General features: G+C 41.8%; 22 protein-coding genes and 1 tRNA gene. 18 read left to right on the top strand and 5 right to left on the bottom strand.

Annotated elements, in window-relative coordinates:
- The first annotated feature begins 15 nt into the window (after nt 1-15).
- The 7 genes from AC4E8A_RS16385 to AC4E8A_RS16355 all read left to right on the top strand — a co-directional run bounded on the left by AC4E8A_RS16385 (nt 16) and on the right by AC4E8A_RS16355 (nt 8,836).
- Entirely contained in the window at nt 16-1,473 is a 1,458-nt protein-coding gene (locus AC4E8A_RS16385) for a spore germination protein (protein WP_490194461.1), read from the top strand.
- Between the two features lie 691 nt (nt 1,474-2,164).
- Nucleotides 2,165-2,362 carry a YqgQ family protein gene (locus AC4E8A_RS16380; RefSeq protein ID WP_490194459.1) on the top strand — a complete coding sequence of 66 codons (198 nt, stop codon included), beginning with the start codon at nt 2,165-2,167 and terminating at the stop codon, nt 2,360-2,362.
- A 16-nt stretch (nt 2,363-2,378) separates the two neighbouring features.
- Nucleotides 2,379-3,350 carry an ROK family glucokinase gene (locus tag AC4E8A_RS16375; RefSeq protein ID WP_490194457.1) on the top strand — a complete coding sequence of 324 codons (972 nt, stop codon included), beginning with the start codon at nt 2,379-2,381 and terminating at the stop codon, nt 3,348-3,350.
- A gap of 583 nt (nt 3,351-3,933) precedes the next feature.
- Nucleotides 3,934-5,814 carry an LTA synthase family protein gene (locus AC4E8A_RS16370; protein ID WP_490194455.1) on the top strand — a complete coding sequence of 627 codons (1,881 nt, stop codon included), beginning with the start codon at nt 3,934-3,936 and terminating at the stop codon, nt 5,812-5,814.
- A gap of 104 nt (nt 5,815-5,918) precedes the next feature.
- The gene (locus tag AC4E8A_RS16365; RefSeq protein ID WP_490194453.1) at nt 5,919-7,106 is read left to right on the top strand and encodes a M14 family metallopeptidase; all 1,188 of its coding nucleotides are present in this window, start codon (nt 5,919-5,921) and stop codon (nt 7,104-7,106) included.
- A gap of 283 nt (nt 7,107-7,389) precedes the next feature.
- Nucleotides 7,390-8,511 (top strand): YqgU-like beta propeller domain-containing protein, encoded by a 1,122-nt coding sequence (locus tag AC4E8A_RS16360; protein WP_490194451.1) that lies wholly within the window; start codon nt 7,390-7,392, stop codon nt 8,509-8,511.
- A gap of 16 nt (nt 8,512-8,527) precedes the next feature.
- Entirely contained in the window at nt 8,528-8,836 is a 309-nt protein-coding gene (locus AC4E8A_RS16355; RefSeq protein WP_490198905.1) for an MTH1187 family thiamine-binding protein, read from the top strand.
- A 70-nt stretch (nt 8,837-8,906) separates the two neighbouring features.
- Here AC4E8A_RS16355 and AC4E8A_RS16350 read toward each other — a convergent pair whose 3' ends face one another.
- Nucleotides 8,907-9,080: a DUF2759 domain-containing protein gene (locus AC4E8A_RS16350; protein WP_490194449.1), complete on the bottom strand. Its 174-nt coding sequence runs from the start codon at nt 9,078-9,080 to the stop codon at nt 8,907-8,909.
- 299 nt (nt 9,081-9,379) lie between these two features.
- On the opposite strand from AC4E8A_RS16350, the gene AC4E8A_RS16345 reads away from it, so the two are divergent.
- Complete coding sequence (locus AC4E8A_RS16345) at nt 9,380-10,015, top strand: MBL fold metallo-hydrolase (protein WP_490194448.1); 636 nt, start codon at nt 9,380-9,382, stop codon at nt 10,013-10,015.
- A gap of 60 nt (nt 10,016-10,075) precedes the next feature.
- On the opposite strand, the gene AC4E8A_RS16340 is transcribed toward AC4E8A_RS16345, so the two are convergent.
- Nucleotides 10,076-10,318: a DUF2626 domain-containing protein gene (locus tag AC4E8A_RS16340; protein WP_119548287.1), complete on the bottom strand. Its 243-nt coding sequence runs from the start codon at nt 10,316-10,318 to the stop codon at nt 10,076-10,078.
- 325 nt (nt 10,319-10,643) lie between these two features.
- Here AC4E8A_RS16340 and AC4E8A_RS16335 point away from each other — a divergent pair, with 325 nt between their 5' ends.
- Nucleotides 10,644-11,024 (top strand): Spx/MgsR family RNA polymerase-binding regulatory protein, encoded by a 381-nt coding sequence (locus AC4E8A_RS16335; RefSeq protein WP_490194446.1) that lies wholly within the window; start codon nt 10,644-10,646, stop codon nt 11,022-11,024.
- 1,047 nt (nt 11,025-12,071) lie between these two features.
- On the opposite strand, the gene AC4E8A_RS16330 is transcribed toward AC4E8A_RS16335, so the two are convergent.
- Nucleotides 12,072-12,143, bottom strand: a tRNA-Gln gene (locus AC4E8A_RS16330).
- Between the two features lie 106 nt (nt 12,144-12,249).
- Between AC4E8A_RS16330 and comGA the strand changes: the two genes are divergently transcribed.
- Genes comGA through AC4E8A_RS16285 form a run of 9 tightly spaced genes read left to right on the top strand, consistent with a single transcriptional unit; the run spans nt 12,250 to nt 16,910 of the window.
- On the top strand, nt 12,250-13,326 hold the full coding sequence (comGA, locus tag AC4E8A_RS16325) for a competence type IV pilus ATPase ComGA (protein ID WP_490194445.1): 1,077 nt from the start codon (nt 12,250-12,252) through the stop codon (nt 13,324-13,326).
- On the top strand, nt 13,323-14,348 hold the full coding sequence (comGB, locus tag AC4E8A_RS16320) for a competence type IV pilus assembly protein ComGB (protein WP_490194444.1): 1,026 nt from the start codon (nt 13,323-13,325) through the stop codon (nt 14,346-14,348). Before comGA ends, comGB begins: the two co-directional genes overlap by 4 nt.
- Before the next feature lie 28 nt (nt 14,349-14,376).
- Complete coding sequence (comGC, locus tag AC4E8A_RS16315; RefSeq protein WP_490194442.1) at nt 14,377-14,685, top strand: competence type IV pilus major pilin ComGC; 309 nt, start codon at nt 14,377-14,379, stop codon at nt 14,683-14,685.
- Nucleotides 14,675-15,118, top strand: a complete 444-nt coding sequence (gene comGD, locus AC4E8A_RS16310; RefSeq protein WP_490194440.1) for a competence type IV pilus minor pilin ComGD — start codon at nt 14,675-14,677, stop codon at nt 15,116-15,118. The genes comGC and comGD overlap by 11 nt, the downstream gene beginning before the upstream one ends.
- Complete coding sequence (locus AC4E8A_RS16305) at nt 15,105-15,428, top strand: hypothetical protein (RefSeq protein ID WP_490194438.1); 324 nt, start codon at nt 15,105-15,107, stop codon at nt 15,426-15,428. Before comGD ends, AC4E8A_RS16305 begins: the two co-directional genes overlap by 14 nt.
- A complete protein-coding gene (gene comGF, locus AC4E8A_RS16300; RefSeq protein ID WP_490194436.1) occupies nt 15,425-15,841 on the top strand; it encodes a competence type IV pilus minor pilin ComGF in 417 nt (138 codons plus the stop codon). The genes AC4E8A_RS16305 and comGF overlap by 4 nt, the downstream gene beginning before the upstream one ends.
- Nucleotides 15,831-16,184: a competence type IV pilus minor pilin ComGG gene (comGG, locus tag AC4E8A_RS16295; protein ID WP_490194434.1), complete on the top strand. Its 354-nt coding sequence runs from the start codon at nt 15,831-15,833 to the stop codon at nt 16,182-16,184. The genes comGF and comGG overlap by 11 nt, the downstream gene beginning before the upstream one ends.
- An 8-nt stretch (nt 16,185-16,192) precedes the next feature.
- Nucleotides 16,193-16,711: a shikimate kinase gene (locus AC4E8A_RS16290; RefSeq protein ID WP_490194432.1), complete on the top strand. Its 519-nt coding sequence runs from the start codon at nt 16,193-16,195 to the stop codon at nt 16,709-16,711.
- The gene (locus tag AC4E8A_RS16285) at nt 16,692-16,910 is read left to right on the top strand and encodes a YqzE family protein (protein ID WP_490194430.1); all 219 of its coding nucleotides are present in this window, start codon (nt 16,692-16,694) and stop codon (nt 16,908-16,910) included. Before AC4E8A_RS16290 ends, AC4E8A_RS16285 begins: the two co-directional genes overlap by 20 nt.
- Before the next feature lie 52 nt (nt 16,911-16,962).
- On the opposite strand, the gene AC4E8A_RS16280 is transcribed toward AC4E8A_RS16285, so the two are convergent.
- Both AC4E8A_RS16280 and AC4E8A_RS16275 read right to left on the bottom strand, forming a co-directional pair.
- Nucleotides 16,963-17,748: a YqhG family protein gene (locus AC4E8A_RS16280; protein ID WP_490194429.1), complete on the bottom strand. Its 786-nt coding sequence runs from the start codon at nt 17,746-17,748 to the stop codon at nt 16,963-16,965.
- A complete protein-coding gene (locus AC4E8A_RS16275; protein WP_490194427.1) occupies nt 17,717-19,414 on the bottom strand; it encodes a DEAD/DEAH box helicase in 1,698 nt (565 codons plus the stop codon). Before AC4E8A_RS16275 ends, AC4E8A_RS16280 begins: the two co-directional genes overlap by 32 nt.
- Nucleotides 19,415-19,547 lie beyond the last annotated feature (133 nt).

The raw sequence follows: 19,547 nt of genomic DNA, 5'->3' as shown, positions 1-19,547 counted from the left end.
TGAGGTGACTGACTCGTGACGGATAAGAAGAAACCGGTATCTACTTCATTGAAGGAGAATACTGACTACCTGAAGGATTATCTGGCCGTGGATAAAAGCTTTGACGTAATACAGCTGGATTTGTTTTATGCTGGAAGAAATATGGCCATGTATCTCGTAGATGGTTTTGTCAAAGATGATATTATGCATTACCTAATGAGGTTACTTGCCGACTTGGATGAAGGACAGCTTGATGGAGATACACTTCAAAAGCTCATGAAAACCTATATCCCCTATGTGGAAGTGGAAGAAAGCGACGATCTGAACAAAGTGGGTGACATGGTCCTCGCTGGCCCGACAGCCTTAATGGTAGATGGTATTGATAAAGTCATCCTGATCGATGCGCGGACCTATCCAGTCAGGGGTCCTCAAGAGCCTGATATGGAGCGGGTTGTAAGGGGATCCAGAGACGGGTTTGTTGAAACCCTGGTGTTTAATACAGCTTTAACCAGAAGAAGAATAAGGGACCGTTCATTAAGAATGGAATATCTGCAAATTGGCAGAAGGTCCAAAACAGATATTGTCGTCTGTTATCTGGCAGACATTGCAGATCCTGAATTAGTGGAACGGATAAAAAAAGATTTGTCGAAAATAGATACTGACGGTCTCCCTATGGGGGAAAAGACCCTCGAGGAGTTTATATCGGGCAGACACTGGAATCCCTATCCTATGGTCAGATACACGGAGAGGCCTGATACGGCTGCAGCCCATTTATACGAGGGGCACGTGTGTATCATGGTTGACGGCTCCCCGAGTGTACTGATTACTCCAACGACATTTTGGCATCATTTGCAGCACGCTGAAGAATACCGGAATAAACCGATGGTTGGAGCGTATTTGAAATTAGTCCGTTTTATAGCGGTATGGGCGTCCATCTTTTTGCTGCCGCTTTATTATTTGTTTGCCATACAACCGGACCTGCTTCCGCCTGCTTTCGATTATTTCGGACCAGATGATGTGGGGGAAGTTCCGTTGATATTTCAATTCCTGATAGTTGAGATAGGTATAGATATGCTCAGGATGGCGGCCATACATACGCCGACCTCATTGGCTACGGCCCTTGGACTTGTCGCTGCCTTAATGATTGGCCAGGTGGCTGTTGAGGTGGGATTATTCGTCAATGAAGTGATTTTATACCTGGCAGTTGCCGCCATTGGCACCTTCTCGACACCAAGTTATGAATTGAGCTTGGCTAACAGAATCATACGGATTGCCATGCTGATAATGACAGCACTCTTTGGTATTTATGGACTGGTCATCAGCGTTGCGGTTTGGGTTCTGCTATTGTCGAGTATCAAGTCATTTGGTGTCCCATATATGTGGCCATTCATTCCATTCAATTTCAGAGCCATGAGGGATGTGCTGCTCAGGTCGCCGATGCCCTTGAAAAACAGGCGTCCCCGATTCCTCAATCCGCAAGACCCTGACCGTTGATTTGAAGTAGAGTGTCTTAGTAGAAGGCGGGAAAAAGATGAAGAAAAGGAAATACATCATTTAAGGCGGAATCTAAAAAGATTTCGTCGTTTTTTTAGTGAAAATAAGTGGGGGAAGAACACTTTTAAGACACAGCAAAGGAAAGCGCAGGAAGAGGAATCTATAGGACTATGACAAAATGTTAGCGGGATTCATGTAAAGGTGTCTATTTCTATGACCCCTTTCTCATGGTTCAAGAATTTCGGAAGTATGGCAGGGGTCTACCTCGTCTTGTTAAAAGTGGAAGCTCTTTTTAGGGAACAGCCTCTTTTTACAGGGCTCTCTTCTAAAGATTGTTGCTTTTAGTGCTTTATTATCCGCCTCACCATTTTTACGTAGGAGGAACGGAAATCCATTCCTTTTAAAATAACCACAATCTATGCGAAAACAGCCTTTTACATAAAGCCCTTTTCTAAACGTTGTTGCTATTTAATTGGAGTTGTGAAATTTTTTCAATCCCGAAAAGTCAGAAAGCAAAGAACTGCTCTTCCATTCAGATAGAAAAGCCCAGTACCCAAGGGGGAAATCCGGCCATTGGGATTTTTCAAAAAGCCACAATCTGTACGAAAACAGAAAACGTATGGTTCTTGTGAAGAAATGGACTTTATTTTATACTGTAAGGGTTAGCAAAGCTTGAAAGAGGGCGCTTCTAATGAAAAACATGTACGATGTTCAGCAAATGTTAAAAAAGTATGGAATATTCATTTATTTAGGTGACAGAATGGCAGATCTGGAAATGATGCAGGAAGAAGTGAGGGAACTTTATCAATCTGGTTTGATCACTCCTGGTGAATTTCAGTCTTGCACCTTGATTCTCCGAAGTGAACGTTCAAAAGAAAACAATAAATAGAAACTGGGTGAAAGAAATGGCGGATCAATGGCTGGTTGGCGTGGATTTAGGAGGAACAACCACTAAATTGGCATTTATTAGTTTATACGGTGAAATCATACATAAGTGGGAAATCCCTACTGATACTTCTCTGAATGGAAAGAATATTATCGTTGATATCGCAAAATCAATTGATCATCATCTAGAAGAATTGGGAGTATCCAAAGGGAAACTTAGAGGTATCGGAATGGGGGCGCCCGGTCCGGTGGATATGGCAAACGGTATTATATATGAAGCGGTCAATCTTGGATGGGAAAAGAATACACCGCTGAAAGATCTGCTGGAAGTGGAAACCGGACTTCCGTGTGTTATTGATAATGATGCGAATTGCGCAGCCTTGGGTGAAATGTGGAAAGGCGCGGGCAATGGCGCAAAGGATATCGTAGCCGTTACACTGGGAACCGGGGTAGGCGGCGGTGTCATTACCAATGGAGACATCGTACATGGAAGCAGGGGAGCTGCCGGCGAAATCGGGCATATCACAGTTATGCCTGAAGGTGGATTTCAATGTAACTGCGGAAAGAAGGGCTGTCTGGAAACAGTGGCTTCTGCAACAGGCGTCGTTAGGCTGGCCGTTAAAGCACTGGAAGAAAGCACGGAACAATCAGTTCTCCGTTCAGGTCTGAAAGCAGAACGTTCCCTCAGCGCAAAGGCGATTTTTGATGCAGCACGTGAAGGGGATTCGCTTGCGGTTTCGATTGTAGATCGACTTTCGTTTTACCTTGGCCTCGCAGCTGCCAACCTGGGAAACGCATTAAATCCTGACAAGATCGTCTTTGGCGGGGGAGTGTCGAAAGCCGGGGAGGTACTGCTGAATCCCGTCAATAAATACTTCCACTCTTTTGCCTTTCCTACAGTTGCTGCTTCCACATCCCTTTCCATTGCCATTCTTGGGAATGACGCGGGAGTCATCGGAGCCGCCTGGCTGGTTAAAAATAAACTGCCTTGAATTTGATACAGGGATTGCCAGTCAAGAAGCTGAAGTTGTTCAGCTTCTTTTTTCATTCTCAATATTGCATAAAGTTATAGATTGCCAGTATTCCAGAAAAGAAATCCCTAATGAATCCAGCATATAAAAAATGGGAACAAAGAGCGATTTTATCGTGATGGAAAGCTATGTATAATGAATGGATAAATTTGTTATAGATTATTACGGAATAATGGAGTAACATGGTGAGCATCATTTATTTGCTGGATTCACCAGGATAAATGTTTCATAAAACGGGTACAATATCCGTTATATATGTAGTGCAAGGCTGCCGCTGATTATAGTGGGTAAAAGGTAACGTTTTTAAGAAAATCATTATTAATTGAAACTTTTGCCGGTTTGGCTCGTCTTATATAAGGGAAATGTTAATCAGCCTATTCAATCCAGTATACAATGTCTTAATTAACTAACAATTGACGGAATGTAAAAAAAGTATTAAGATATTGAATGATTATCAGATGGTGATTCCTGATAATGTAAAAAACAACCAATATCTTCCATCAGAAAGCTGTTGCGCAGGATTACGCAGCAAGGAGGTAAAAAGATGAAAAAGTTTAAATTGCCTAAAGTATCACTGGTTATTATCGCTTCAGTGCTACTGTGGTTAAAAACGTATATTGTCTATCAAACTAGCTTTGATATGAAAATTGAAAATGTAATGCAGCAATTCATATTGTTTATCAATCCCTTAAGCTTTTTGCTGTTTATCTTTGGTGTAAGCTTATTTATGAAAAAAGAGAAGTCCAGGGTCAGGTACATTCTTATCACAAGTTTTATCCTCTCGTTGGTTCTTTATGGAAACGTAGCCTTTTACCGGTTCTTTGATGATTTCCTTACTTTGCCTGTATTGATGCAGACAAGCAACTTCGCTGATCTTGGTACAAGTGCAGGGGAAATTGTCAGCTGGTCTGACTCCCTTTATTTCATTGATACAATTATTCTTGCCCTGCTGGTAAAATTCAAGCCTTCTGTTTTTGAAGTGAATACATTCAGCAGAGTGAACAGAAGAGCATACTTTTTCGTAGCGATCGCTCTCACTTTCTTCAATCTTGGTCTTGCAGAAGCTGAAAGACCGCAATTATTAACTCGTACCTTTGACAGAGAGATTTTGGTGAAGAATATCGGGACTTATAATTACCATATCTATGATGCGTTTCTGCAGTCCAAATCATCTGCACAGAGGGCACTTGCTGACGGCAGTGAACTTGCTGATATTGATAACTATGTCCGTGCGAATCAGATTGAGCCGAATGAAGACTTATTTGGGGCTGCAAAAGGAAAGAACCTTATTGTTGTTTCCTTGGAATCCCTGCAATCCTTCCCAATCAATAACACAATGAATGGCGAAGAAGTCACTCCTTTCTTGAATGATTTCATTAAAGACAGCTTCTACTTCGAGAATTTTTACCACCAGACTCAGCAGGGGAAAACATCTGACTCAGAATTCATTCTGGATAACTCGCTTTATCCGCTGAATCGGGGTGCCGTGTTCTTTACACACGCTGGAAATGAATACCAATCCATGACTGAACGCCTGAATGAAGAAGGTTATTTCACTTCTGTCATGCACGCAAATAACAAGAGCTTCTGGAATCGTGATATTATGTATGATTCACTTGGTTATGAAAAGTTCTACTCAATGACGGATTATGAGATTACGGATGAGAACTCTGTTAACTGGGGAATGAAGGATACTCCATTCTTCCTTCAGTCAGTAGAACATATGAAGGAAATGGAAAAACCATTTTTCACAAAGATGATCACTTTGACAAATCATTATCCTTTCCATCTTGATGAAGAAGATAAGTATATTGATGAGTTCGATTCAAATTCAGGTACATTGAACCGCTATTTCCAAACTGTACGTTATATGGATGAAGCAGTGAAGGAGTTTATACAAGAATTAAAGGACAGTGGTCTATATGAGGATTCTGTGATTGTTATGTATGGAGATCACTATGGGATTTCAGAAAACCACAATGCAGCCATGAGCCAATATCTAGGGAAAGAAGTGGATCCTTTTGTACACACTCAATTACAGCGTGTACCACTGATCGTCCATATCCCTGGTCAAGAAGGGAAAACGATGACAGAGGTTGGCGGCCAAATCGACCTTCGACCTACACTTCTTAACCTTCTTGGAATAGACTCGAAAGGTGATATCCAGTTCGGTTCTGACTTATTCTCCAAAGATCACGAAGACCTGGCTATTTTGAGAGATGGAAGCTTTATCACAGAGGACCATGTTTATACCGAGGGTGTATGTTATAACAAAGAAACAGAACAGCCTGATGACACGAAATTCTGTGAACCATTTGTTGACCGAACACAAGAAGAGCTGAATTATTCAGATCAGATTATTTATGGAGACTTGCTTCGATTCTATGAACAAAAGAATGGAACGATTTCTCCGAAAACAGAATAAATGAACACATGTAAAGCCTGCGGATGCCGCAGGCTTTTTCTTGTCATTAAACATTATTTGAAACATAAATGTAGTAAGAGAGTTTTTGTTTAGGAGGGATAAGCATGGATGTAAGGGTCCGAAGAGGCGATACCTTTTATTATTATAGTCAATTATTTTTTTTACCCCTTCCGTTACTTTCTGATTCAAACCCGGAAACAGACAGCAGTACCTTACAAATTGGTCAAACTATAAGAATCCCAGGTTTTTATGCTGGTCAATATACGATTCAGCCAGGTGATACTTTCTGGGGAATTGCGAGAAGCAGAAACCTTGCCGTGGACGCACTGCTGCTGCTGAATCAGGATGTTAATCCGAATTCGCTCCAGGCCGGTGCGGTCATTGAGGTTCCGCTTAGAATTACGCAGCCGGTCGTGAATGGTCAGCAAGCCTACTCCTTTGAAGTGATGGAAAATGATTTAAACCGGTTGAAATACGCGTTTCCTTTTGTAAGGGTCAACACAATAGGGGAAAGTGTATTAGGAAAGCCGCTTTATGAAATTCTTATTGGAAACGGAGAGAAGAAGGTCCATATGGATGCATCATTTCATGCCAATGAATGGATTACTACCCCTGTTTTAATGAGGTTCATGAATGATTACCTATTATCACTAGTGAATAGGGGGGCGATCAGGGGAGTGGTAACAGAACCGCTATATAATAATGTAACTCTCTCCCTGGTACCAATGGTGAACCCTGATGGAGTGGATTTGGTCATTTCAGGCCCACCTGCTTCTTTGAGGGAGCGGGTGATTGAAATCAACAAAGGAAGTACAGATTTTTCAGGTTGGAAAGCTAATATTAATGGTGTTGATTTAAATAACCAATTTCCAGCAAAGTGGGAATTGGAAAAGGAGAGAAAAGAGGAGAAGAGCCCTGCTCCACGTGATTTCCCAGGCTATAAACCTTTATCAGAACCAGAGTCAATGGCGATGGCAGAGCTTGCAAGGAACGGAAATCTGGACAGGGTGCTTGCCCTGCATACGCAGGGTGAAGAGTTTTATTGGGGATATGAGGGATTGGAGCCTCCAGAGGCAGAAATTCTTGCCGAGGAGTTTGAGAGCGTGAGCGGGTATCGTTCTGTACGATATATAGACAGCTATGCAGGATATAAAGATTGGTTTATTAAAGACTTCCGCCGGCCGGGTTTTACGGTTGAGCTTGGTAAAGGAATCAATCCGCTGCCTTTATCTCAGTTCAATCAAATTTATGAATCAGTCCTGGGAATTTTCCTTGTTGCCATTTACAGATAAAGAGAAATGAAAAAATTCATTTGTTAAAAATGGAATGGCGAGTTAAAATGTAATATAGTAATTTTTTCACATGACAAAAGGTTGTTCAGGCGGGAATTCCCTGACAACCTTTTTGAGTATGTCATGCCGCCTGACTGCCTGTAGCTTGGGTTTATAAATAATGTTTCTATCTGAAAGGAAAAAACAGTAAAACTTCGAGTCGATTATTTTTCTATAAATTTGAAACATTTTTATAATATAAACGTACTAATTAGTAGGGAGATTATACAAGGGGAGGGATAACATGAAGAAAGAACATATGCTTTTTTTTATTTTGCTATGCACCTTATTGTTAGCCTCCTGCAGTGGAAATGCTCCTGAGAATGATAAGCATGACAAACCAAAGATAGAAGAACAAGTTGCTGAACAGCCTGTTGTTAAAGAAAAAGAACTTTTGCCTTTGACAATGAAGGAGAATGCTTTTATTAAGGTGATTGATTGGATTGATTCTGAGAGAGTGTTGATAATATCCAAAGGGGAAGATGAAAATCAGCTGCTTCAATATAATGTCTTTACCGGTGAGCAAAAGGTGGTATATAAAGATCCCGAATACATAGTCGATGTACAGTTAGATCCTGATCGAAATAGAATTTTGATCCATACTGCTCCTCTTACCTATTCGGCTGCAGTGACTATCATTGATATGAATGGTGAAGTCTTATTTCAGGAGGATATTGACTCCTATGAGACTGCCTTGGAGTGGAACGATTATAATACAGATTTACTGCTGATAACAAGCTTTGCCGAAGATTGGAGTTTTAAGACGCTGCTGGCTGATATTGCAAATGATACAGTAAGTGAAGTGTCCTCGCCACAGCCATTTATCAAATGGCATCAGGAAAACAGCTTCTTGTACCAGGATTGGCCGGAAGAAAGCATTGACTTGTCAGCTCCTCTTTATTCTCAAAATATATATTCGAAAGAAAGGGTCCTGGTTGAGGAAGGAACGATTCATTTTGATTCGGTGAATCCCTATATATTATCCATCTCATCCAAGGGTGGGACGGAAGGTACGGGTGTGTACGAGTTTATAACCGAGGAAGGTACGATTTCGTCGACTTTTTCCCAGCCATTGTTGAGCAGCTATTCTAACTGGCTGATCCCTTATTATGATAAAATAGACTCCGAAGCGGTACTAATCTCTTTGACTGCTGAAAAATCAGTGCCTGCCGATACCTATAAGGATAAGTTCACATTGGAAAGATGGAATATTGAAACAGGCGATCGTGAGGAAATATTGACGGGGATTGAAAATGAACCACTTCAATGTTCTCCCGATGGTGCATACTGTTTAACAGGGTATGAATTAAAAACAGCAGTTGATATGAGAAAAAAAGAGGCAAAAGACTTGATTATCATAAAGTAGGAAGGATGAAATGGATTTGGCAATTGTAGATGTCACGGTAATACCTATTGGAACTGAGACACCAAGTGTGAGTGATTATGTAGCTGACGTGCAGAGGATTCTCCAAAAACATCAAGATGAAGGAACCGTTTCTTTTAAGCTTACTCCCATGAGTACGTTAATTGAAGGGGAGCTTACTGACTTATTCCGTGTTGTGCAGGAGATTCATGAAGCCCCTTTTAATAAGGGAATCGACAGGGTGGCGACAAACATCAGGATTGATGACCGCAGGGATAAGAAAAGGAAGATGGAAGATAAACTGGCATCTGTTCAAAGTAAACTTTAGAAATTTTTGAATGGCAGGATCTCCTAACGGAAAGCCCAATTAAAAAATGGAGCCAAGGGGCTCCATTTTTTTAGTGTCCGCCAGGATAACCTGAATGAAGGACAGTCATGATTGTAAACCAGCCAAAAACGCCAAGTGTTCCCAATCCGAAAAGAATGCCTAGAGCATTTTTGTTTTTTAATGCACTTATGCTGGCAAACAAAGCAAGCAAAGTGACTAGAGCTGTAATGATTACCAAACCCATCGGTCAAAACTCCTTTCAATCAATCCCCTTTTAATACAATTCCCAAAAGCGGGATAATAATAGTAGCATATGTAATAAATTGCACTTACATTTATTTTATATTTTTTTAGTGCGTTTGTACAGTTCAAATGTTTGACACTTCTTTGTCTAATTCAAGACTGACATTATTAAAAACAGAGTATCATATAACTTTTATCTTTCCAATTCAATCCCCTTTTAAACCCGGGGGCTCGGTATTTTTTTTAGAACTCGACCAGGAATGGTACAATAAGTAATAAATCACTTTGGAGGTGGCAAACATGAATTGGAAACGATTGCCATTAGGCCCGTTACAGACAAATTGTTATTGTCTTTGGAATGCAGAAAAGGAATGCGTGCTTTTTGATCCTGGAGAAGAGGCCGGGAAGCTTATAAACTGGTTGAATAAGAATGAATTGAAGCCTCTGGCAATATTGCTGACCCATGCGCACTTTGATCATATAGGTGCTGTCGACCAGGTAAGGGAAGCCTTTGAAATTCCCCTTTATGTACATGAGAAGGAAGCAAGTTGGTTGCTGGATCCTTCGTTAAATGGCTCACAGCTATTTTCGATGAGTGAACTAATTAGGCTGAAACCGGCTGAGTATACATTGGGGAATAAAAAAACGCTTTCGGTAGGGGGGTTTACATTTAAATTGTATGAAACACCCGGACATTCACCAGGAAGCCTCTCTTTTTACTATGAAGAAGAACAGATTGTCTTTGCCGGAGATACCTTGTTCATGGGAAGCATTGGCCGAACGGATTTGCCCGGGGGCAACCACAAACAGTTATTGAACAGCATCCACGATTATCTTTTGACCTTACCTGAGGAAACCATCGTCTTATCAGGACATGGCCCGGAGACAACGATTGGTCATGAGATGGACTCAAATCCGTTTTTGAATGGGTTTTAAAACTATATCTGAATTGAACCATAAAAAAACCTTAAAGCCATAAGCTTTAAGGTTTTTTTATTAGTGCGCTGCGCCAGGCGTCATCATGAACACTGTCCAATAAGTGAAGCCGGCAAAGAAAACAGTTAAGTATCCGAAGAAAATATAAATATACATACGCTCAGATAATTTCAAATAACCCAGTAGAATGAAGAATCCTGTTTGTCCTAAAAAGATCAGTGAAGTTGTTTTCATATCACCAAGGAAAAAAAAGACTGCGAAAATTCCAGTCCAGAATCCCAATACTCTGTACATACGATCCATATGTATCCCTCCTTTGCACCCTCAGTCCATCAATAAACATTATAAAGGAAAAATCCATCAAAAGTAAATAATCTTTGTAACCAGTTTGTGACGAATACAGTAAATAGATGGCAACTGACATTAAATCCAAAAACTACACTTATAATATACCACCTTTCTAACAGATTTACCCTTCTTTTTCCTATTGCAGTAGGCTGCTTCACGTGAAAAGTTTGTAAATGAATATTCAGGAACTAAAAAAGTGAACAAAAATGTGTACAATAGTTATACAGGTGGTATACAATCGATATATAACATATAAGTACTTAGGAAGGAGGGAGTAATCATGATGAAGTTGACTTTTTTTACGTATCCTAGCTGTACGTCATGCCGAAAAGCAAAAAAGTGGCTGAGCGCCAATTCTATTGATTTTGTAGAAAGACATATCTTCCGGGAAACTCCGACTCAAGAAGAAATCATTAACCTTTTATCATTGACAACAAACGGATTGGATGAAATTCTTGCCACCCGAAGCCAGAAGTATAAAGCCCTGAATGTCGACATTGAGGATCTTAGCCTGTCTGAAGTTGTAGAACTGATATCAAACGAACCCAAGTTGCTTCGAAGGCCATTAGTAACCGATGGAAATAAGCTGGTCGTGGGATATGATCCAGAAGGACTGAGAAGCTTAACAAACAAAAGGTCGGCCTTTGAGCTGACAGTCTAATTCCCATTCATAAGCCTCTATCGTTATTCTTCATCAAGAGATTTCAGATTCTTGTCATTAATATTCCAACGAACAGAAGAGGATGATGCAATCGCATCGTCTTCTCGTTTCATTTATAGGCGGTTGCTTCCGCTTTTCTTTGTCGAGCTCCAGCAGCCAGCGCCTAGCGGATTTCGGTCTTCCTCCTTGCGATAAGTCATCATCGATTCGCTAGCGCTCTTCGTGATTCCTATATCTCATGCGGAAGTCCTCCAATCCGTACGGCGCTGAACGGCCGCTTCCGCTTTTCTTTGTCCAGCTCCAGCGGCCAGCGCCTAGCAAACTTCAAGGCCATTCCCTTCGATAAGTCAACATCGAATCGCTTTGCTCTTCGTGTTTTCCTTTATCTTAGGAATGGCCTCTCCAGTTTGTACGGCGCTGAACGGCCGCTTCCGCTTTTCTTTGTCCAGCTCCAGCGGCCAGCGCCTAGCAAACTTCAAGGCCATTCCCTTCGATAAGTCAACATCGAATCGCTTTGCTCTTCGTGTTTTCCTTTATCTTAGGAATGGCCTCTCCAGTTTGTACGGCGCTGAACGGCCGCTTCCGCTTTTCTTTGTCCAGCTCCAGCGGCCAGCGCCTAGCAAACTTCAAGGCCATTCCCTTCGATAAGTCAACATCGAATCGCTTTGCTCTTCGTGTTTTCCTTTATCTTAGGAATGGCCTCTCCAGTTTGTACGGCGCTGAACGGCCGCTTCCGCTTTTCTTTGTCCAGCTCCAGCGGCCAGCGCCTAGCAAACTTCAAGGCCATTCCCTTCGATAAGTCAACATCGAATCGCTTTGCTCTTCGTGTTTTCCTTTATCTTAGAAATGGCCTCTCCAGTTTGTACGGCGCTGAACGGCCGCTTCCGCTTTTCTTTGTCCAGCTCCAGCGGCCAGCGCCTAGCAAACTTCAAGGCCATTCCCTTCGATAAGTCAACATCGAATCGCTTTGCTCTTCGTGTTTTCCTTTATCTTAGGAATGGCCTCTCCAGTTTGTACGGCGCTGAACGGCCGCTTCCGCTTTTCTTACTGGGCTAGCTGGATTCGAACCAACGCATGTCGCAGTCAAAGTGCGATGCCTTACCGCTTGGCTATAGCCCATCGATTACCAGTTACAATACTAGTATGGAAAAAAAAATAAAAAATATGCAAAAAAAAGAAGGGGAAAATAAAAATTTGTCGAAATGTATTACTGAATAACTGAAAGGTGGTGCAGCTTATATATTATTCCATTGAAGCTTTAGCCGATTCTATACTGAAAAAGGCAGTAACCAAGAATGTCACCGATATTCACTTATTTCCCCGTAAAGATGATTACCTCATGCAGCATCGAAACAATGGCATCCTCACCCCAAATGTAAGCATTCCAATTCCGGAAGGAGAAAGATTAATATCTCACTTCAAATTCATGGCATCCATGGATATAGGGGAAAAGAGAAAGCCTCAAAGCGGATCTTTTACCATCAGCCTCTCAAACCAGCCGCTTGACCTCAGAGTCTCCACATTACCTACAACAAGCTTAAAAGAAAGCCTCGTCATACGCATACTCCCTCAACAAAAGAGTCTTCCCATTGAAAAATTAGCCTTATATCCAGATTCTGCCCGTAAACTACTTGCATTATTAATGAACTCCCATGGATTAATCATATTCACAGGGCCGACTGGAAGCGGCAAAACAACGACACTCTATTCATTGGTTGAGCACTGTTCATCAACCATGCAAAGGAATGTCGTCACATTGGAAGACCCGGTGGAAAAATTCAACGACTCATTGGTACAGGTTCAAGTTAATGAAAAAGCAGGGGTAACCTACTCTGCCGGCCTGAGGGCAATTCTCAGACATGACCCTGATATAATCATGGTGGGGGAGATACGTGATGAGGAAACTGCTGAGGTGGCCATTCGAGCGGCATTGACAGGGCATTTAGTACTCTCAACGCTTCATTCCAAAGATACAAAGGGAGCGGTGTACAGATTGATGGAATTAGGTATTCAGTGGCATGAAATCCAGCAAAGCCTGATTGCGGTGTCCGCCCAAAGGCTCATCAATCTGGTTTGTCCAGTCTGTGGAGAGGCATGTTTTGAATCGTGTGTCCGAGAGCCGGAAGAAAAAAGAGCCACCATCTATGAAATTCTAAGCGGAAAAGCACTGGATCAGGTTTTGAGAGAAGCAAAAGGAGAGTTGGCCGACTACGCATATCCCACACTGACCCAAATGCTCAAAAAGGGATATGCGTTAGGGTATATTCCGACTAAAGAATTGCAAAGATGGAAGTTGGAATGAAGAGGGGCATTAAAGATCAAGGCACATTCTTAACGCGGCTCGGTGAACTTCTGGCAAACGGCTATTCTTTAACAGAAGCGATTGAGTTTGTCTTTATTGGTCATTATCAACGAAAGGAAACACTGAAGACAACCATTCTTTCACAGCTTCAGGACGGGGCAAGTCTTTCAGAAACCCTCAGGTACGCTGGATTGCCGTTGCACGTATGCTCGCAGATATATTTTGCAGAAAAGCATGGAAATATGGCGGCGACGTTAATCAGCGCCGGTGACTACCTTACTGCGAGGAAAAAGGATCGGCAGGCTTTAAAGAAAGTCATGACCTATCCCCTTGTGTTGATTTTTATTCTAATAGGTGTAATGATACTTTTGAAAAATGTATTGTTTCCTCAGTTTCAGGTTCTCTATTCTTCGCTTGGATATACACCTGGTGGTGGTGTAGGTTTCTTCCTCTTCTTCATTGACAGGCTGCCTCTCCTGGCAGCAGCATTCCTGATTTTTTCAACACTTACAGCCAGCACTTTCTTCTATCGATATCAGTCCCATACTCCCATAAAAAAAGCACAGTTTCTCCTTAGGTTTCCCATACTCTCCCATTATATGAGATTATTCTACACTCAATTTTTTTCCCGTGAAATGAGTTATCTTCTTAATAGCGGAATGTCCATAAACCAGGCATTGACCGAAGTCAGCAGCCAAGCATACAGACCTTTATTTAAAGAAATGGCTGAACGGATGATCCAAGATTTAAGAATTGGCAAAAGCTTTCCTGAATCTGTGGAATACTTTGATTTATTTACAGATGGATTACTGGAGGTGATAAGGCATGGTGAAAGGCGGGGGGAACTGCCCAGGGAACTTTTTACGTACAGTGAATTCTGCTTGGAAACCATGGAGTTCAGCGGCAAGAAACTTTTGGCCGTCATCCAGCCGGCTGTATTTTTGTTTATAGGGGCGTTTATCCTTATCATCTACTTTTCTATCATGATTCCATTATTTCAGGTCATGCAATCCATGGGCTGATGCAGTTTAAATTAAAGGAGGAGTATCTTTGTTTAAAAATGAAAAAGGGTTTACATTGATCGAAATGATGATTGTCCTGCTTGTAATTTCAGTATTACTGTTCATCACCATTCCAAATGTGACAAAGCAGGGGACATCCATTAACAGCAAAGGCTGTAAGGCATTTAAAAATATGGTAGAGGGGCAGGTTGAGGCTTATCGCATGGAAGAACGAAAAATTCCGGAGGACCTGCAGGAGCTGGCTGATGCCGGATATTTAAATGATGAATATCAGCAATGCCCTGATGGCAGGGTGCTTGCCATAGACGGTGAGGGAGCCGTCACGATTGTGGAGTGAAGGCAGAGGGGCACAAAGCGGTAACACCATGCTTGAAATGCTTTTGGTGCTGGCCATTTCAATCACTCTTCTATTTCTTTCTTCAATCAGCATCCTTCCGCTTCAAGAAACTCTCACAAAAAAGAACTTTATATCCCTATTGAAGGCCGACCTGTATTATCTTCAAAGCTACGCCCTTAACAAGAATGAAAGGGTAATGCTTCAATTCTATCCCTATGAAGCCAAATATTCAGCGAAAGTGATTGGAGGGAAGAACTTGTTAGTGCGGAATCTGCCAGAAGGCATTTCACAAACATCCAATTCCCTAAACAGCATTACATTCTATCCTAATGGAAATACCGACAGATTCGGAAGCATTTATTTTATGTCCGGTGAGGACCAAATAAAAGTCTCATTCCAGATAGGACAAGGAAGATTCTATGTTCAAGAATGATAAAGGGTTTGGAACCGCTGAAGCTCTTGTAGCTGTCACTGCTGTCTTTATGGTAATGGGAATGTTTATTCCCATGGTTATAGGAATGTTATCTGTGTTGGAAAAACAGGAGAATTCCCTTTCTGCAGCTAGGGTGCTCTATGAACATTTAGAAGAAGAAGTCTTTTCAGGTAAAGCTGAAAACAGTATCTATCAAAGGCAGGGGACGGTATATCAAGTAATCAAGACGGAAGGGACAACCTGCGTCCAATATGAAATATATCCGGGAGATCAGCAAATCAGCTGCTTGAAAGAGAGGGAGATTGAGTGAAAAATCAAGAGGGATATACTCTTCTTCATGCGCTGTTTACTCTTAGTATTTTTTTGGTGGTTGCTTCTTCTATTCCTGCGGTATTAACAGGATTTTCTATGATAGAAAGGAAGCTTGATCCGTCAATAGACTATGAATGGAACCTGTTCATCCATCAGTTCAGGCTGGAATTCAGGGGGGCAGAGGATATCGGGGTCACAAACTCCTCGATTACGTTCACTAAGAATGGTGAAGAAATTCTATATGAGAAATATGGAAACCATTTGAGGAGAAGGGTAAACAAGAAAGGTCATGAAATTGTCCTTGGCCCCTTGGATGAATTGGAGCTGCATTCTGTCCGTAATGGTGTGGAAATACTTATGGGGGCTGAAGGGGAATCGCAGACAGGAAGGTTCTTTACTTATGGGCAATGAAAGAGGATATATTCTCCCTTTAGCGATGATATTGGCGGCATCGATCCTACTGATGTCGGTATCGGTATCGGCAATCTTTGTATCCAGGTATTCCTATCTGAAGACAATGGAGCAAGGTTATAAGAGGGAAAGCTTGATAGTCGATGCAGTAGACAGGCAGCTTTCGCTAGATCAATCAGTGACTGGTACTTTTACCTATACGGAAGGTATAGTACGATATGAGGTACAGAAAGATGCTGAAGTAACGAGGCTGATACTGACACTTGAGACAGAAGATAAGAACTATACTTCAGTCAATGTCACATTTGAGAATGACACAAAAGATATTTTGGATTGGAAGTAGGGATTAGTATGATTTTTTTGGTCGGATTTATGGGTTCAGGGAAAACCACAGTCGGAAAGGCCCTGGCACAGGAACTTCGATGCGCTTATGCAGATACTGATGATTTGATTGAAAAGAAGTTCAATATGACTATTAAAGAGATCTTTGAGCAATATGGTGAAACAAGATTCAGAGAAATTGAAACTGAGATCATTCAAAATCTAGAGGATGAACGAATGGTGATTATGACCGGTGGAGGATCAGCCGGCAGGAAAATCAATCGTGACTTAATGAAAGAAAAAGGGAAGGTCATTTGGTTGGACTGCCCCTTTGAGAAACTGGTTCAACGGATTGCGGGCGATGTTGAACGGCCGCTTGTCACCCAAAGAGGATTGAATGGAATGAAAGTCTTATTTGAGGAAAGGCTGCCTGTCTATAAAGCAGCTGCAGATTACGCTGTCGAGGCATCAGGACTGACTGTTGATGAAATCGTTAAAGAAATCCTTTCTAGTTTAAAGAATGATTCTCATGGTGAAACTAATAGATGAAGCTTTAAGGATGGTGGATTCTATGTCAATCAATGATTATGTGAAATATATGACCCAGACGGTTGTCCAGCATTTTGAAAAATCTCCTCAGGAAAGAAAGACAATCAAAGAAACAAGGAAGAATGAAAGACCGGCTTTTCTGTTTCGTTGGTTTGGTGTCATACCTTATGCGTTGATGCTCTTATTCAAGAGGAAATGAAACGGGATGGAAACTCCTTTGGTTCCCATCCCGTTTTTCGTTTTTGTAGAGTTTATGGACTGAGATAGAATAGTCCCCCATTAATAATTTCCACCTTTATTTTAGGTTCGTACTGTTCAGCGAGTGCCTGTTTCTCAACATAATACGATTCAGGCTTTTCCTCCAATCCGTCATAAAATTGATCAAGCAAATCCAAGTCCTCTTTCCATCTCTTCCGTGCGGACTCTGCCCAATCTGTCGGCTGGGTTTGCAATTCTTGCTGAATTTGAGTCCTTATTCTGGCAATCCCGCTTCTTGGTTTGATAATCGGTGTCAAAGTGAAGGAGAAATCCGGTATTTTGGGTGTTAGGGTCTTTTCCATCAGTTCACGGTGGAATTCTTCTTTCATCATTCCATTGATAAGATTCAGGCCAATTGATTTGAGCAGATCCTTTTTGAGATCGCATTGGTGCGAAACTTTAATATTCAAACCAAGCCAGGGCTGTAATGGTGTTTGCCTTCCTGGTATCGCTGTTTTGTTCTCATACAGACGTGTATAGCTTGCAAGCTTTCTTGCGGAGCTGAATAACTGATGCAGCCTTGGTGACCCGAAATGCAGGACTTCACCTTTTATATTTTCAGGTGCTATTTCCGGATTGGTTATTAAACAAAGCTTCATTGGATTGGGGACCCCGCCTGTCTTCTCAAGGTAATGCCAGTAAAATGGCCTGTTCATCAATTCCTTGTCCATATCGATGGTCAATTGTACATTCATACACCCAGGGGAATTTTCGACGATTTCACATTGATTGGCGGTGAAGTAGCGCTCAAGAAATTGATGAATTTCGGCTTGCTGCATTTCGCTGTTCCTCCTTCATATTTTCTGCAAATTGAATCATGGCCGTTAGGTTATCCATCTTGATTTTCATCTCCCCCTCGGAACGTGAACGGGTGAAGATATCATCTATATGATCCTCAAACCTGCCAAAATCAAGCTTCGTCAGGATATCATCAAGCTGGCCGATTACCTTTTCAAACAGATTTATTTTTTCATAGAGAAGTTTCAAGATGTGTTCTTCGACTGTGTCCCGAGTGGCAAAATTATAGATGTGGACGTCCTCAGTCTGCCCCAGCCTGTGGACCCTGCCGATTCGCTGTTCCAGCTTCATCGGATTCCATGGCAGGTCAAAATTGATGATATGGTGGCAGAATTGAAGGTTGATTCCTTCCCCTCCAGCTTCGGTTGCAATCAAGACCTGAGCATGATTTTTAAACAATTCCCGCATCCAATCTTTCTTTCCGCGTTTGAACCCTCCCCGGAATGGCACTGAAGTAATGCCATTTTGTTTGAGGAACCATTGAAGGTAGAGCTGGGTTGCCCTGTACTCTGTAAATATAATCACCTTATCATTGACGGATTGAATGATCTTTAAGGCTTGTTGGGCCTTGGAATTCGATTGGACCAGCTCGACCTTCTTCATCAAAGCATTTACGCTGTTAGTCAGAAGGGGTGAGGGTTCACTTGCACGTTCGAGCATATTTTTCAAAGTATAAAAAACGGCTTCCCGGCTGCTGCAGGCTTCTCTTTGGAGTGTCAGGAGAGAGAATGAACTCGATACCCATTCATCATAAGGTCCCTTCAAGATTGAAAAGCTGTCATACAAAGCCCTTTCCTCTTCCGTGAAATCAATGAGGACGGTCTTAACATGGCGCTTCGTCCATTCGATTCCTGTATCGCTTCTGCGGTTCCGGATCATTACCTTATTGACCAATTCTTTCAGATGGGCATCGTTCCCGACAGACCGTGCCCCTTTCTTATATTTTTCCGAAAAAGCCGATTCGTTACCAAGGTGCCCGGGCTTCAGTAGGGATACAAGGTGAAAAATCTCCTCTACACGATTTTGGATAGGGGTGGCGGTCAGCAGCAAACAAAATTTCTTCTTAAGGTTTTGGACAAACTCATAATTCTTGGTTTTGTGATTTTTAAGTTTATGCGCTTCGTCGATAATGACAAGGTCATAGTTTTGTTCATATACCTTTTCCCTGTGTGGGCTTCTTTTGGCTGTGTCGATAGAAGAAATGACAATATCACATTGATCCCATACATAACTTTTTTTCTGTGCCACAGCAGGAATGAAGAATTTCGAGTTCAATTCAATGGCCCATTGCGACACCAGTGAAGCTGGAACGAGGATCAGTACTTTCCTTACTAGCCCCCGAATCATGTATTCTTTTAATATAAGCCCGGCTTCTATCGTTTTCCCAAGCCCCACTTCATCTGCCAGTATCGCCTTGCCGTTCATAGATTCGACAACTTGTTTTGCTACTTCGAGCTGATGCGGCAGCGGCGTTAAGTTAGACAAATGTTTCGGTGCCTGGAGGCCTTCAAAGTTCGGAATCACAGTATGCTCTTCCACCTCGACTGCCAGTTTGAACAGATCCCAATCAGCCCATGGTCCGTCTTTCTCGATATGTGAGTCTAATTCATCACTCCAGCTGTCATCAAACAATACTTCAACGTTCATGAAAACACTCCTTATTTTTCATCATAAAAATGATTGCCGAATATGTGTTATTAATGATAGGATGTAAGTAGATTTTTAAAGTTTAGAAATTTGTAAAAAAGCGAACATTCTATTTCGAGCAGAATTCTTTATA

This window comes from Bacillus sp. SRL337, from assembly GCF_984799155.1.
This window is presented reverse-complemented; position numbering and strand designations above follow the sequence as displayed.

Excerpts from the sequence above, each read along its gene's own strand:
- AC4E8A_RS16380 (WP_490194459.1), top strand. The coding sequence starts at position 2,165 with ATGAAAAACATGTACGATGTTCAGCAAATGTTAAAAAAGTATGGAATA.
- AC4E8A_RS16375 (WP_490194457.1), top strand. The coding sequence starts at position 2,379 with ATGGCGGATCAATGGCTGGTTGGCGTGGATTTAGGAGGAACAACCACT.
- AC4E8A_RS16370 (WP_490194455.1), top strand. The coding sequence starts at position 3,934 with ATGAAAAAGTTTAAATTGCCTAAAGTATCACTGGTTATTATCGCTTCA.
- AC4E8A_RS16365 (WP_490194453.1), top strand. The coding sequence starts at position 5,919 with ATGGATGTAAGGGTCCGAAGAGGCGATACCTTTTATTATTATAGTCAA.
- AC4E8A_RS16360 (WP_490194451.1), top strand. The coding sequence starts at position 7,390 with ATGAAGAAAGAACATATGCTTTTTTTTATTTTGCTATGCACCTTATTG.
- AC4E8A_RS16350 (WP_490194449.1), bottom strand. The coding sequence starts at position 9,080 with ATGGGTTTGGTAATCATTACAGCTCTAGTCACTTTGCTTGCTTTGTTT.
- AC4E8A_RS16345 (WP_490194448.1), top strand. The coding sequence starts at position 9,380 with ATGAATTGGAAACGATTGCCATTAGGCCCGTTACAGACAAATTGTTAT.
- AC4E8A_RS16340 (WP_119548287.1), bottom strand. The coding sequence starts at position 10,318 with ATGGATCGTATGTACAGAGTATTGGGATTCTGGACTGGAATTTTCGCA.
- AC4E8A_RS16335 (WP_490194446.1), top strand. The coding sequence starts at position 10,644 with ATGATGAAGTTGACTTTTTTTACGTATCCTAGCTGTACGTCATGCCGA.
- comGB (WP_490194444.1), top strand. The coding sequence starts at position 13,323 with ATGAAGAGGGGCATTAAAGATCAAGGCACATTCTTAACGCGGCTCGGT.
- AC4E8A_RS16305 (WP_490194438.1), top strand. The coding sequence starts at position 15,105 with ATGTTCAAGAATGATAAAGGGTTTGGAACCGCTGAAGCTCTTGTAGCT.
- comGG (WP_490194434.1), top strand. The coding sequence starts at position 15,831 with ATGGGCAATGAAAGAGGATATATTCTCCCTTTAGCGATGATATTGGCG.
- AC4E8A_RS16290 (WP_490194432.1), top strand. The coding sequence starts at position 16,193 with ATGATTTTTTTGGTCGGATTTATGGGTTCAGGGAAAACCACAGTCGGA.
- AC4E8A_RS16285 (WP_490194430.1), top strand. The coding sequence starts at position 16,692 with ATGGTGAAACTAATAGATGAAGCTTTAAGGATGGTGGATTCTATGTCA.
- AC4E8A_RS16280 (WP_490194429.1), bottom strand. The coding sequence starts at position 17,748 with ATGCAGCAAGCCGAAATTCATCAATTTCTTGAGCGCTACTTCACCGCC.
- AC4E8A_RS16275 (WP_490194427.1), bottom strand. The coding sequence starts at position 19,414 with ATGAACGTTGAAGTATTGTTTGATGACAGCTGGAGTGATGAATTAGAC.